Here is a 13,463-nt window from a genome sequence, read left to right on the forward strand (position 1 = left end):
TTTTACACCATACTCAGACATTTCAGGTTGCGACCAGCTTCGCGTCAGCAGTTAAAGGCACAAGATTATTGAAGTGAAACATGGCCTCGATCGGAACTTTGATTCCACCCGGACGAATAGCGACGATGTCGGCAGCGACCTTGAATGCGATCAGCCCGGCCTCATTCAGAGTCGAAACGATTTTAAGCTCATCATCTTTGTTTCCATCGTTGCTTTCAATAATTGCAAGTTTGATATCGAGGCCGGACAAGTCGACGCTGTTCAGAACCGAGGCTTCGTGGCCTTCCACGTCAACAACCAACAAGTCAGCCGAGAATACGTTCAATTCAGCAAGTATATTATCAAGGCGACGCGCAACCACATTGGTCTCGGCAACGGCAGAATGCGGCAGCGCAACCTGCTGACGCCGGTTGGCCATTTCGATAGATGCAATCATGCGCTGTTTGTCCAGAGATGCGCAGCCTCGCAACCAGCTTGGGCCATCGTTGCGACATTTTTCATCCAGATGATACAAGGTGATCTGCCCCGCCGTTTCGGACACTGCCGCGTTGACCAGTTGCACATTGGGATTACGGCCATGTCGCGCGTCAAGATCCGCGAAGTATAGAGGATGCGGTTCAATCAGGACCCCGCTCCATTTTTCTTTGGACCAATAGGCCGTGATCGGATCATCTAACTGCCCATCATTTGCGCCGACCTGTATGACACGGACCTGATCTGACTGCGCATCGAAGCATGCCAGAACAAATTTCTGCAACGCCAGTTTCGTCAGGCGCGGTCGTCCTGGAACAGCCGTCGGGAGCGTTTCAACTTCCATCAATGCGCCACCCCGGCGGCGACGCTTTCGTCGATGAAGCGGCCCTCTTTGAAGCGGTCCAGCGAGAAGGCTTCGGTCAGTGGCGAATGACCGGTGGCCATCAGCTGTGCCATGCCCCAGCCCGAGCCTGGGATCGCCTTGAAGCCGCCCGTGCCCCAGCCGCCGTTGATAAAGCAGCCCTGCAGCGGTGTTTTCGACAGGATCGGCGAGCGATCACCGGTCATATCCACGATCCCGCCCCATTGGCGCAGCATCTTCAGACGCGAGATCATCGGGAAGGTCTCGACCAGCGCGCGGACAGTTTCCTCGATATGATGGAACGAACCGCGCTGGGTGAAGTTGTTGAACCCGTCGGTTCCGCCGCCGATTACCATCTCGCCCTTGTCAGACTGAGACATGTAGCCGTGCACGGTGTTGGCCATTACGACAACGTCCATGCAGGGTTTGATCGGCTCGGATACCAGCGCTTGCAGCGCGATGGCTTCCAGCGGCAGGCGGAAGCCTGCCATCTCGGCCAATTGCCCCGAGTGCCCGGCAACAACGATGCCCAACTTGTCACAGTCAATGGCGCCCTTGGTGGTATCGACACCAACCACGCGGCCATTGTCCGAACGGACGCCGGTGACTTCGCATTGCTGGATGATGTCCATGCCCATCGCGGAACAGGCGCGCGCATAGCCCCACGCCACCGCGTCATGGCGTGCGGTACCGCCGCGTTCCTGCCAAAGCGCGCCCAGAACCGGATAGCGCGGACCGTCCAGATTGATGATCGGCACCAGCTCCTTGACGCGTTCAGGCGTAATCCACTCGGTCTTGACGCCCTGCAATGCGTTGGCGTGCGCTGTGCGCTGATAGCCGCGGATTTCGTGCTGTGTCTGCGCCAGCATCATCACGCCGCGCGGACTGAACATGATGTTATAGTTTAGGTCCTGGCTCAAATCCTCATAGAGGCTGCGCGCCTTTTCGTAGATCGCCGCCGACGGGTCCTGCAGATAGTTCGAGCGGATGATCGTCGTGTTCCGGCCGGTGTTGCCACCGCCCAGCCAGCCTTTTTCAATCACGGCCACGTTCTGGATGCCGTAGTTCTTACCCAGATAGTATGCAGTGGCCAGACCATGCCCCCCTGCACCAACGATTATTACGTCGTAGCGTTTCTTGGGTTCAGGTGACCGCCAGGCGCGTTCCCATCCTGTGTGGTAACGAAGCGCTTCGCGCGCAACGGCAAAGGCTGAATAGTGTTTCATAAGCGAATCCATCCGGTTCGGTGATTGGGCGCAGATATGACCTGTGGCGACAGTTTACCCCTGCCGCACAACGCCGCAATATCGCACTATTGCGACATGTACGCCATTCGCGGCCATTTGTCCCTTTTGTCGGGCGGCCAGCGGGTCTAAGTCAGGGCAAGCGTTTCGGAGATACTATGACGTTCTGGGTCCTGATCTTACTGACTGCACTGCTGATTGCCGTGTTTTTGGGATATTCCATGCTGCGCAACAGGAAAAACCGCGAACCTGCCGCGGCCTACGACCTGCGCGTCTACCGTGAACAGTTGGCGGGCGTGGACCGGGACCTGGCCCGGGGTGTAATCCCAGCAGCGGATGCCGACAGGGTACGCACCGAAATCTCTCGTCGCATTCTGGCTGCGGATGCGCAGATGCAGCAGTCTGCAGCGGGCAACGGCCCGTCGCGTGCCGTTACGGTCGGATCACTTGTTGTCGTGGCGCTTGTTCTGGTGGGTGGTGCAATGGGGCTTTATCGTCAACTCGGTGCCAACGGGTTGCCGGATCAACCACTGGAAATGCGACTGGAAATGGCCAAGAGCCTGCGCGCCGATCGTCCGGCTCAGGCCGAATTTGAAGCGTCGACACCACACGCGCCGGCGCCTCAGCTGGAAGAAAGCTATGTCGAACTGCTGGGCCAGTTGCGCGAAACCGTTGCTAGCCGGCCCGACGACTTGCAGGGTCACATACTGCTGGCCCAACATGAGGCCAACGCAGGCAATTTTCAGGCTGCTTACAAGGCGCAGCAACGCGTGATCGAACTGTCGGGTGATGCAGCGCCAGCGGATGCCTATTCCCATCTGGCCGAGATGATGATTCTGGCCGCAGGCGGATATGTTTCGCCCGAGGCTGAGGACGCGCTGAAACAGGCGCTGGATCGCGACCCGCTTCATGGACCTGCTCGGTACTATTGGGGGCAGATGCTTGTGCAGACCGGACGACCCGACCTGGCCTACCGGCTTTGGGCCGATGCACTGGCCCAAGCGCCCGCCGGCGCACCCTGGGCAGATGCGATCCGCGCCCAAATTGACGAACTGGCCTTCAGGGCGGGCGTTTTCAATGCTCCGGAAATCCCGGCACCTTCCACCGCGCCAGGCCCTGATCAGGCCGCTGTCGACGCAGCAGCGGAACTGACGCCGGAAGAACGTCAGGACATGATCCGCGGAATGGTCAACCAGTTGTCGGACCGGCTGGCAACCGAAGGCGGATCGCCCGAAGAATGGGCCCGCCTGATTGCAGCACTGGGCGTTCTTGGGGAAGTGGAACGTGCAAGCGGAATATACGACGAAGCGCAATCTGTTTTCGCCGGCAATGCCAATGCGCTGGACATGCTGGCCGCGGCCGCCCGAAGGGCAGGTCTGGAACCATGATCCACGATCAGTTCGAAGATTTCGCCGCCGCGCTGGCCCCGATGACGGCGCTCATGGGGTTGGACCTTGGCGAGAAGACGATCGGCGTGGCGGTTTCGGACCGGATGCGCGGCGTGGCCAGCCCGCTCGAGACGGTCCGGCGCAAGAAATTCACGCTCGATTCCGCGCGGCTTCTGGAAATTGTTGCTGACCGCGAAATCGGAGGAATACTTCTGGGCCTGCCCAAAAACATGGACGGAACTGAAGGCCCCCGATGCCAGTCAACCCGCGCTTTTGCCCGGAATCTGTCGCGCCTGACGGACCTTCCCATCGGTTTTTGGGACGAGAGATTAAGCACAGTTGCGGCAGAAAAGGCACTGCTTGAGGCGGATACGACACGAAAACGTCGCGGACAGGTTATTGATCACGTCGCGGCTGGTTATATTTTGCAAGGAGCGCTCGACAGGTTGCGCTTTCTTTAAAAAGGCGGGTTGGCGCGATGACAAACATGGTTTGGAAAAGGAATGAGGTGGAAAGCCCCTGCGTCCAGATCTGTGTTGTGCACCCGACGGAACGTATCTGCACAGGATGCTACCGCACCCTTGACGAGATTTCGCGCTGGTCCAAGATGGAAAGCAGCGAGCGGGCGGAAATCATGACAGACCTGCCGGCTCGTAAACCGCGTCTCGCGAAACGGCGTGGTGGCCGCGCTGCCCGTCTGAACAAAGGCTGACACTTCAATTCCAGAATAGACCTGTCTGAAGCTGCGCCGCTGCGGGCCGAGTGAACTCCGAAGGGGTTGAGTTCGCGGATCGTGAGTGAGTGGCCAGCACAGCGGCGCGATCAGTTCAGTTGTCTTTCCGCGAAGGGATCAGCCAGCCGTAAGCCAGGATTTTGCGTTTTCGATTTCTTCCGACGGGAAATACTGCGTTCGCGCTCCCAACACGTGGCTTGCCACTTTTTGCGCAATCCTCTGCCAGCCCTTGTCGCCAACAATTGCTGCGCGATCAAGCATCCCGATATGCCCCTGCGCCAGACGGAAATGTGCAGCCAGTGCCGTCAGCCCCTGCCAGCCATCAAATTCCCGCAGATCGATCAGTAACCTGAACCCGTCACGCTCGCGAAGCAGGCTGTCCAGATCGGTCTCGGCCTGCTTGTATTCATCGGGGTCCAACTTGCCCATCAAGGAAATCTGAATACACGGGCCGCCCAGATCTGTGACATGAATGGCCCCGAGGGATTCGCGCATCCAGCGCCGGGCGGCTTCCAACTCGGTCATCTCGAATACCTGCACCGGGCACGGCAGGATCGGAGCTGCCAGCCGGATGCTAGTCTGAACCCAGCCCTGATCGGCCACCACTGCGATCCGGTCGAAGCCGCGCCAATGGCTCAGACCAAGTTTGGTGTCAGACCACGCGGCTCCAAGGTCGTAACCTTTGAACTCCGGATGCACGATCGCCAGAAGGCGAACCGCGTCATGCTCGGTCAAAGCAGCTTCGATGGCCGGAACAAGGGTCGAAGCATAGTCGTCGGCAGTGATCTGGCCAGACAGTTCAACTTCAATCTGTGCACCATCAGAATTCGTGTGGACGGTCATCATACCGAAAATCCTCCAAAGCTAAACAATGGCAGGACGTTACGGAGTTTCGAGCCACTCGGCTACACCCCCGGCACATTCCGGGCGGAAATAGGCGATCATCCGTCCGTCGGGCCCACAACTTGCAGCTTCACCCCACGGGGCGACCCCATGCAGACAGTGTCGATGCAAAAGATAAGCCTCGCCCGGTGCCGCCGGCAGTTCGATTCGCGGACATGTGTCGAAGACTTCTCGTCGTGCCGTCTGGTAGATTTCCGTCACGTCGATCTGATGCAGTGCCTCATCCGGGTGTCCGGCCATGGCGTTCCGAAAGGCCGCCCCCATGATCTTGTGGCTCCCCTCCCACAGAACCATCGGCGAAGCATCGGCGCTGGCTTTGTTCAGCGGTATTCCCAAAATCCATGCGTGCGGCTCATCCACATGGCGGCGTCGGCCAGTGCCAGAGGGGCGCAGTCCGTCCACATGGGCGGCATCCTTGTTTCGCCTGTACCGTGCGGCCGCCTCGCTTTCACCGCGTCGGGGGCGCGGGTAGCCGGGGTAGATGACCGAGACCTGCCCTTTGTGCAACGGCAGAACACCGTACTGCCCAGTGATGAAGTCCATCGCTTGCCGGGCCAGCGGCAACGAACGCCCCACCCGGCCCTGGCGATCATTGGTCAGAGCATCGACACCGATGAACCACGTCTCCTCGCAATCGAGCCACTGAGCGTGCGCCGGGTCCGAGACCGAGCTTCGGGCAGCAGGCAAAGCCTCTTCAACCCATTCGGCCAGAACCGGATCATAAGGAAACGAGATCCAGCCCTTATCTTGAAAATGGTCTACCATCCCACCGCCTTGCGAAGCATGTTGAGGGCGACCAGTGTCAGAAACACGGCAAAAACCCGTTTTAGGGGTTTGGGATCCATCGCGTGGGCCAGTTTCACCCCCCAGGGCGCCGTTATCATCGTCATTGCGACCACCACGCCAAATGCAACCAGGTTAACCGCCCCGATTGTCAGAGGCGGACGATGCTCGACCGGGATTTCCACAAACAGAAAGCCCAGGACCGATGGCACGGCGATAATCACGCCGAACCCGGCGGCAGTGGCCACGGCGCGGTGAATGGGGGTGTTGAAAAGGCTCATCAAAGGCACACCGAAACTGCCACCGCCAATCCCCATCAGCACGGACAAAAAGCCGACCGATGGCGAAAGAACCGCGCGACGCACCCCTTTGGGCATGGCGTCACCCAGCCGCCATTCTGACCGGCCCAGCCCCAGATAAGCCCCGATGACCATGCCGAGTATCCCAAACAGGGCCTGCAGCGCCTCTGTTCGCAAGGCCGAAGCCACCAGCACGCCCAGAACGGCACCAATAGCAATACCAACGCCCCATCCGCGCAGGATATCCCAGTCCACCGCGCCTTTCTCGTTGTGCGCAAGCACGGACCGGACAGACGTGACGATGATCGTGGCCAGAGATGTCGCCAGACACAGCTGCATCAGTTGCGGCCCGCCATATCCAAGCGTCTGAAACGCATAGAAAAACGCAGGTACCAGAACAATTCCGCCCCCGACGCCCAGCAACCCGGCCAGCACTCCGGCCAGGGCCCCGATCACAAGCAAAAGGCCCAGCATTTGGGCCAGCAACATCGTCTCGGGCATTGTCCCCCCAAACCGGTGTCAAACCGGATTTCGTTTAAACCTCAGCCAGTGGCGCAACCTGTTCCAGCGCCTGCAGCATCACCTCGGGCCCGGCCCCGGAATGTACTGCCCCCTCGGACAGTGCGCGTCGCCATGCCCGCGCACCGGGTCGTCCGGCGAACAGGCCCAGCATGTGACGCGTGATCTGGTGCAGTCGCCCACCGTCGGCAAGGTGTTTTTCGACATAAGGCACCATTTCATGGACAACTTCAAACGGGTCAGTGGCAAGTCCTGTTTGAAAGATCAGCGGGTCAGCATCGCAAAGAATGTCGGCGGGCTGATGATAGGCCGAACGTCCGATCATCACACCATCCAGCCCGGCGACCAGATGCTCCCTCGCTTGTTTCAGCGAGGTGATACCGCCGTTGATCGAGACATGCAGATCAGGAAAAGCCGCTTTCATCCGATGCACCAGACCGTAGTCCAGCGGCGGAATATCGCGGTTTTCCTTTGGGCTGAGCCCTTGAAGCCAGGCCTTGCGCGCGTGGATCGTAACGCGACCACAGCCTGCCGCGCGGATTGCCTCCAGAAACGCAGGCAGCACTTCTTCGGCTTCCTGATCATCGACACCAAGGCGGCATTTGACGGTAACTTCGATATCGACAGCATCAATCATCGCCGCCACGCATTCGGCGACGCGAGAGGGGTCCTTCATCAACACCGCCCCAAACGTGCCCGACTGAACCCGGTCGGAAGGGCAGCCGCAATTCAGGTTAACCTCATCATACCCGGCTTCCGCGCCCAAGCGCGCTGCTTGTGCCAGTTCTTCAGGATCCGACCCGCCCAGTTGCAGGGCAACTGGGTGCTCCTGCGGGCTGTAGTCCAGCAAATGAATTGCCCCACCCCGGACCAATGCCGGGGCCGTCACCATTTCCGTGTAAAGCAGGGTTTGACGACTGAGCAACCGATGAAAAAACCGACAATGCCGGTCTGTCCAGTCCATCATGGGGGCCACGCTCAGACGCGCTGCTTTCTGTGCGTTTTTCGTCAAAGCGCTGGCTCCGTGTTCGTGCAAGCAAAGCGCCACGAGGTTTAACCGGGCTGTCTTGCCGGTTTCGGGGCACTGGGGTTTCTGATTCGAGCGTGCCACGGTGTAGCATATTCGGTGAGAGCGAACAGCGACTTGAACGCGATGTGATCCGGTACCCATCACGCTCAAGGTTATTACCCAAACTTTGCCCGAAGGCTGGCGTTCAAACCACGGAAGGAAGATGCGCAGTTAGCGTACTGGGCTTTTTGTTGAGAGGGCTCGAAGTTGTCCGGCCCTCGACCCTCAGTCGCTTTTTGCCGCGAATACGACGTTCCGGTCAGCACCCGCAGAGCTTGAATCGCAATCCGGTACCTGGCGGTCACATTTTGCCAAGCGACGTGCCCGAAAGCTCAGTAAATGTAGCGGATCTGATCGGTCCAGTATCGCTCGACCCGGCGCAAAGACGTGGTGATATGTTCGATCCCGTCAAATTCCAGAACACCACGGCTCTGCAGGCCTTCGGCATGGCGCGAGAACAGCTCGGCCACGATGTCGCGAATCTCTCGGCCGCGTGGGGTCAGGCGCACCCGGACGGACCGCCGGTCAATCTCGCATCTCTGGTGATGCATGTAACCCATTTCGACCAGTTTCTTGAGGTTGTAGCTGACATTGCTGCCCTGATAGTAACCCCGGCTTTTTAGTTCGCCCGCCGTCACCTCGTGATCGCCAATATTGAACAGAAGAAGCGCCTGCACAGCATTGATTTCCAGCACACCGACTCGTTCGAATTCATCCTTGATGACATCCAGCAGCAACCGGTGCAGCCGTTCGACAAGGGCCAGCGCCTCAAGATAGCTGGTCATGAACCCTTTGGTTCCCGGCGCGGAAACCTGCAATTCCATACTCATCCGACCCTCCGATTCAGTCGCGCAGTTTCTGACACGATGAACCGAATTCCCGAAAAATCGGTTAAGTGGGATTTTCCGTTATTTTTGAATGGTCTGCGCGATATCCGCGATCAGGTCCGCAAAGCTTTCAGGAGGCCTGGCCTGCCCAGTCACCCATTGATAAAGGTCCTGATCGTTTTCGTGCAGCAGCGCATCGTAGGCATCCAGACCGACCGTATCCATGCCCGCAAGGTTGCGGTCGGCATAGGCCGACAGGATCAGATCCATCTCTTTGATCCCCCGCCGCATCGAGCGCATTTTCATACGCTTGATCCGAACATCGCGTGTTTCCGTCACTGTTGAGGCTCCAACATCAGGCGGATCTTTTTCTCAAGACGCGCCGCGCGTTCGGCGCTGGCGCGCATTTCGCCGCGAATTGCGCGCAACTCGGCGGCGACTCCTGCCAACTCCAGGCTTTCGGCATCCTCCTCCAAGGGAGCGCCCATCCCCTCACCTTCTCCGGTCAGCAACCACATGATCGAGACATTCACCATGCCCGCCATAATCGACAGACGGTTCGCGCGCGGCTCGGACAGATCGTTCTCCCACGCGACAATGGTCGCCTTTTTTACACCCAGCCTGCGGGCCATCTCAGACTGTGACATCCCGGCCGCTTCTCGCGCGCCTGCCAGACGATCCCCAAACGTTGCTGCATCCGGTCCGAACCAGTCGTGTTCTTCAGTCATCTGGGGCTCCAAATCTATTTTTCATAGCGCTTGATCGTCATTCGGGCGCACCCTATGACAGACAGGCAAAACATACAAACCGAGGCCACTCATGAGTTTCCTGTCTGCGACACTGTCACGCGTAAAACCTTCGCCCACAATCGCGATGACGGCAAAGGCGGCTGAAATGAAGGCCGCCGGACGCGACGTCATTGGCCTCAGCGCGGGCGAACCGGATTTCGACACCCCGCAGAACATCAAGGACGCGGCGGTCGCTGCCATTGCCGCCGGCAAGACCAAGTATACCGCCCCCGACGGTATCCCCGAACTCAAGCAGGCGGCCTGCGCCAAGATGAAACGCGACCACGGGTTGGATTACACACCGGCCCAGATATCGGTCGGAACGGGCGGCAAGCAGACGCTGTACAACGCGCTGATGGCGACGATGAACCCGGGCGACGAAGTCATCATCCCCGCGCCATACTGGGTCAGCTACCCGGACATGGTGCTTTTGGCCGGGGGCACGCCGGTTGTGGTCGAAGCCAAACTCGAAAACAATTTCAAGCTGACTGCCGAACAGCTTGAGGCCGCGATCACGCCGAAGACAAAGTGGTTCATCTTCAACTCTCCATCGAACCCAACCGGGGCCGGATATAGCCGGGAAGAACTGAAGGCGTTGACCGATGTGCTGATGCGCCACCCGCATGTCTGGATCATGTCCGACGATATGTATGAGCACCTAGCTTATGACGGATTCGAGTTCTGCACCCCTGCTGAGGTTGAGCCGGGACTGTATGACCGTACGCTCACCTGCAACGGCGTATCCAAAGCCTATGCCATGACCGGCTGGCGGATCGGTTACGCCGCGGGCCCGGTCGAGATCATTGCGGCCATGCGCAAAATCCAGTCGCAATCCACCTCGAACCCGTGTTCAGTCAGCCAATGGGCCGCGGTTGAGGCACTGAACGGCACCCAGGCGTTTCTGGCCCCTAACAACGAGACCTTCAAACGACGCCGCGATCTGGTCGTCGAGATGCTGAATGAAATCGACGGCATTTCCTGCCCCACGCCCGAAGGCGCGTTCTATGTGTACCCGTCCATCGCAGGTCTGATCGGAAAGACCAGCCCTGCAGGCACCCTAATTGACAGTGACGAAACCTTTGCCACCGCATTGCTGGAGGAAGCGGACGTCGCCGTTGTCTTTGGTTCAGCCTTTGGGCTGTCGCCGAATTTCCGGATCAGCTACGCGACTTCGGACGCGGCCCTGAAAGAGGCGTGTGCCCGCATTCAACGGTTTTGCGCCGCACTGACCTGATCGGAGAAGAATCTTGTCGACAGACCTGCCGGAATACTATTTTCGTGTCCGTGAAAACGGAGCGGTCGTGTTCAAAATCGATACGGCAAATCGACACCGCCGGATCGAAATGGATCAGATCGCCGTTATCAACATCCGCAATGACGACATCAAACCTCATGGACAGCACACGCTTTCCGATGCTGACAAGGCCGAGATCCAACGCTGGATGACAGAACGTAAAGCCCTGTTGGCGAAACGTGACATTGATGACATTCACCGCGCGGTCGATTACCTGAACCTGACGACACAGTGGGCCCAGTCCAAGGCCACGGAAGAACAGCTTGAAGATGTCAGCGACCGATTGCTGATGGCGATGCACGACCTCCGGACTGTGCTTGTACGGAAGAAGGCCGATCGCCTGAACAAAAACTGATCAGGCCGCCGGTCTTTCGACCGGCAACCCGACCTCTCGCACGGACCTGAGCCAGAAACGGGCCATCAGCATCACCGCAGCGCAGGCCAGCCCAATGACAAGGCCAAGCCAAACTCCGATACCCTCCATACCCCGCATGAAGCCAAAGTAGTAAGAGGCCGGAATACCGATCACCCAATAGCTGAGCGCGGCCATCACCATTGGGATCTTGGCGTCCTGCACACCGCGCAACAAGCCCAGCGCGATGACCTGAGCGCCATCAACCAGCTGGAACAGGGCTGCCATGGCCAGAAGCCCGGTGCCGATCGCCAGAATCTGCGGACGCTCGGGGTTGTCCGCTTCCATGAACAGCGAAATCAACGGTTCGGCGCAGGTCAGAAACAGGATGATCGTCAGCACTGACACAACCAGCGACATCCCGGTTACGGCAATCGCGCCTTTTTCCAGGTGCGCTCGATCCTTCCGGCCCAGCGCGTTGCCTGCCCTTATGGTGGCGGCGTTTGAAAGGCCCAGGTGAACCATGAACGTTGCCGAGGCGAGGTTCAGCGCAATACCGTGCGCGGCCAGCGGTACCTGCCCGATCCATCCCATCATCAGGGCCGAAGTGGCAAACAGGGAAACCTCGGCCAGCATGGTCAGGCCAATTGGAACGCCCAACCGCAGAACACTGCCGAACATTTCCCAGTCCGGCCGCCAGAAACGCTGAAACAGGCTGTGTTCAGGCAAAACGCGCACGGCATAGTAGATGACGCAAATCAACGAAACGATCTGCGTGACAACCGATGCGATGGCGGCCCCCATGACACCAAGTTCCGGAGCCCCCCAATTGCCAAAGATCAGCGCGTAGTTCGTCACCGCGTTCACCAGGGCAGCGGCAACGGTAATCCACAAGACGATCTGCGTACGCTCCAACGCAGCCAGATAAGACTTCAGCACCATGACCAATAGCGCCGGGATGATCCCCCACCCTGCGACACGCAAGTACTCCGACGCTGTTTGAGCAACCTCCGGCTCCTGCTTCAGGGCGATCAGTATGGGATAGGACCACCAAAGCAGCGGCATGATCAGGGCCGAGTAAATCAGCGACAGCCACAACCCCATGCGGGTTGATCTTCGGATGCTGGTTTCGTTCTCCTCCGCCGCGGCCGTTGCGACCATGGGCATGACCGCCAAGCCGAACCCTGCGCCGAACAGGAACAGAACAAAGTAGTAGCTGCTGGCCAACGTCACCGCCGCCAGCGCTTCGACCCCGTACCATCCCAGCATGATGGTATCGGTCAGGCCGATCGCATACTGCGCAAGATGCCCGCCGATCAGGGGCAGGCCCAGAACGGCAATCGCGCGAAAATGGCCGGGATATGACATGACTTTGCTCATCGCAACAGCCATAGGCCCGGCCATCGTCAGGGACAAGAGCCGATCATCGAATTTTCAAACTGAGACTCCGAATTCCCGAAAGGCCAGACTCTTACAAACGCGCTTCGGGATGCAGCGACGTACCCAGCACGTGATCCGAACGATGTATGACGTGATGCGCCTGCCCGACGATCAGGGGATCAGGCTCGCCAACCAATTCCTGATCCTTGTCCGGGTAATCCAGCGTCGACAAGAAATGCCGCATACAGTTCAGCCGCGCGCGTTTCTTGTCATTCGATTTGACGATGGTCCAGGGCGCATCGGCAGTGTCGGTGTAAAAGAACATCGCCTCCTTCGCCTCGGTATAATCATCCCATTTGTCCAGACTGGCCTTGTCGATTGGCGACAGCTTCCACTGCTTAAGCGGATCGGTTTCGCGGCTCTTGAACCTGCGTTGCTGTTCGGGCTGCGTGACCGAGAACCAGTACTTGTATAACTGGATACCCGATCGCACCAGCATCCGTTCCAGTTCGGGCGTCTGCCGCATGAACTCAAGGTATTCGTTTGGCGAACAGAACCCCATCACGCGCTCGACACCTGCCCGGTTGTACCAGGACCGGTCGTAGAACACCATTTCACCGACCGTCGGCAACTCCTGCACATAGCGCTGATAGTACCACTGCCCCTTCTCTTCCCACGTCGGCTTGTTCAGGGCTACCACGCGGGCCTGACGGGGGTTTAGGTGCTCCATGAACCGCTTGATCGTGCCGCCTTTGCCGGCCGCGTCGCGCCCTTCAAACAGCAGAACAAACCGCTGGCCCGTCTCCTGCGCCCAAAGCTGCACCTTGAGCAATTCAGCCTGAAGCTTCGCCTTTTCCGCCTCGTAGGTTTTGCGCGCCATCTTGTGGCCGTAAGGGTACTTGCCGCTCTCGAAAGCGTGCCGGATTTTCTCGGCGCATGGCTGCGCGGCATCCTGAACTTCAGCCTGTACAGTATTGATCTGAGTGGGTTTCAAGTCGGTCTGGACGATTGCCGCCATGCATATGCTCCTGGGTTTCAGTGTTTCCCGG

The 13,463-nt window shown here is 58.9% G+C and carries 16 protein-coding genes; 5 read left to right on the forward strand and 11 right to left on the reverse strand.

Translation table 11 applies throughout. The features are described from left to right. Positions 1 to 22: 22 nt before the first annotated feature. Positions 23 to 817: an FkbM family methyltransferase gene (locus ACR0CG_RS01845; RefSeq protein ID WP_480522573.1), complete on the reverse strand. Its 795-nt coding sequence runs from the start codon at positions 815 to 817 to the stop codon at positions 23 to 25. Next, entirely contained in the window at positions 817 to 2,061 is a 1,245-nt protein-coding gene (locus ACR0CG_RS01850; RefSeq protein WP_170610143.1) for a sarcosine oxidase subunit beta family protein, read from the reverse strand. Before ACR0CG_RS01850 ends, ACR0CG_RS01845 begins: the two co-directional genes overlap by 1 nt. A gap of 176 nt (positions 2,062 to 2,237) precedes the next feature. Between ACR0CG_RS01850 and ccmI the strand changes: the two genes are divergently transcribed. The 3 genes from ccmI to ACR0CG_RS01865 are packed head-to-tail and all read left to right on the forward strand — an operon-like array spanning position 2,238 to position 4,179. Then, positions 2,238 to 3,467 carry a c-type cytochrome biogenesis protein CcmI gene (gene ccmI / locus ACR0CG_RS01855; protein ID WP_480522574.1) on the forward strand — a complete coding sequence of 410 codons (1,230 nt, stop codon included), beginning with the start codon at positions 2,238 to 2,240 and terminating at the stop codon, positions 3,465 to 3,467. After that, positions 3,464 to 3,928, forward strand: a complete 465-nt coding sequence (gene ruvX, locus ACR0CG_RS01860; protein WP_170610139.1) for a Holliday junction resolvase RuvX — start codon at positions 3,464 to 3,466, stop codon at positions 3,926 to 3,928. The genes ccmI and ruvX overlap by 4 nt, the downstream gene beginning before the upstream one ends. Positions 3,929 to 3,945: 17 nt before the next feature. Next, positions 3,946 to 4,179: a DUF1289 domain-containing protein gene (locus tag ACR0CG_RS01865; protein ID WP_170610137.1), complete on the forward strand. Its 234-nt coding sequence runs from the start codon at positions 3,946 to 3,948 to the stop codon at positions 4,177 to 4,179. A 138-nt stretch (positions 4,180 to 4,317) separates the two neighbouring features. On the opposite strand, the gene ACR0CG_RS01870 is transcribed toward ACR0CG_RS01865, so the two are convergent. From ACR0CG_RS01870 to ACR0CG_RS01900, 7 genes are all read right to left on the reverse strand, one after another. Beyond that, positions 4,318 to 5,046 carry a SpoIIAA family protein gene (locus tag ACR0CG_RS01870; RefSeq protein WP_170676324.1) on the reverse strand — a complete coding sequence of 243 codons (729 nt, stop codon included), beginning with the start codon at positions 5,044 to 5,046 and terminating at the stop codon, positions 4,318 to 4,320. 36 nt (positions 5,047 to 5,082) lie between these two features. After that, a complete protein-coding gene (locus ACR0CG_RS01875; protein WP_480522576.1) occupies positions 5,083 to 5,868 on the reverse strand; it encodes a hypothetical protein in 786 nt (261 codons plus the stop codon). Continuing rightward, positions 5,862 to 6,686: a sulfite exporter TauE/SafE family protein gene (locus ACR0CG_RS01880; RefSeq protein WP_321252227.1), complete on the reverse strand. Its 825-nt coding sequence runs from the start codon at positions 6,684 to 6,686 to the stop codon at positions 5,862 to 5,864. Before ACR0CG_RS01880 ends, ACR0CG_RS01875 begins: the two co-directional genes overlap by 7 nt. Positions 6,687 to 6,720: 34 nt before the next feature. Next, on the reverse strand, positions 6,721 to 7,716 hold the full coding sequence (dusA, locus tag ACR0CG_RS01885; RefSeq protein ID WP_480522577.1) for a tRNA dihydrouridine(20/20a) synthase DusA: 996 nt from the start codon (positions 7,714 to 7,716) through the stop codon (positions 6,721 to 6,723). Positions 7,717 to 8,105: 389 nt separating this feature from the next. Further along, positions 8,106 to 8,603 carry a winged helix DNA-binding protein gene (locus ACR0CG_RS01890; protein WP_170805411.1) on the reverse strand — a complete coding sequence of 166 codons (498 nt, stop codon included), beginning with the start codon at positions 8,601 to 8,603 and terminating at the stop codon, positions 8,106 to 8,108. A 78-nt stretch (positions 8,604 to 8,681) separates the two neighbouring features. Next, positions 8,682 to 8,939 carry a succinate dehydrogenase assembly factor 2 gene (locus tag ACR0CG_RS01895; RefSeq protein ID WP_480522579.1) on the reverse strand — a complete coding sequence of 86 codons (258 nt, stop codon included), beginning with the start codon at positions 8,937 to 8,939 and terminating at the stop codon, positions 8,682 to 8,684. Beyond that, the gene (locus ACR0CG_RS01900) at positions 8,936 to 9,328 is read right to left on the reverse strand and encodes a helix-turn-helix domain-containing protein (RefSeq protein WP_480522580.1); all 393 of its coding nucleotides are present in this window, start codon (positions 9,326 to 9,328) and stop codon (positions 8,936 to 8,938) included. Before ACR0CG_RS01900 ends, ACR0CG_RS01895 begins: the two co-directional genes overlap by 4 nt. Before the next feature lie 91 nt (positions 9,329 to 9,419). Here ACR0CG_RS01900 and ACR0CG_RS01905 point away from each other — a divergent pair, with 91 nt between their 5' ends. Continuing rightward, positions 9,420 to 10,622 (forward strand): pyridoxal phosphate-dependent aminotransferase, encoded by a 1,203-nt coding sequence (locus tag ACR0CG_RS01905; RefSeq protein ID WP_480522582.1) that lies wholly within the window; start codon positions 9,420 to 9,422, stop codon positions 10,620 to 10,622. A 13-nt stretch (positions 10,623 to 10,635) separates the two neighbouring features. Next, positions 10,636 to 11,037, forward strand: a complete 402-nt coding sequence (locus tag ACR0CG_RS01910) for a hypothetical protein (RefSeq protein ID WP_480522583.1) — start codon at positions 10,636 to 10,638, stop codon at positions 11,035 to 11,037. On the opposite strand, the gene ACR0CG_RS01915 is transcribed toward ACR0CG_RS01910, so the two are convergent. Beyond that, complete coding sequence (locus tag ACR0CG_RS01915) at positions 11,038 to 12,402, reverse strand: MATE family efflux transporter (RefSeq protein ID WP_480522584.1); 1,365 nt, start codon at positions 12,400 to 12,402, stop codon at positions 11,038 to 11,040. Between the two features lie 103 nt (positions 12,403 to 12,505). Further along, positions 12,506 to 13,432: a polyphosphate kinase 2 gene (gene ppk2, locus ACR0CG_RS01920; protein WP_480522585.1), complete on the reverse strand. Its 927-nt coding sequence runs from the start codon at positions 13,430 to 13,432 to the stop codon at positions 12,506 to 12,508. Positions 13,433 to 13,463: the final 31 nt, after the last annotated feature.

The organism is Ruegeria sp. AB8 (assembly GCF_056542605.1).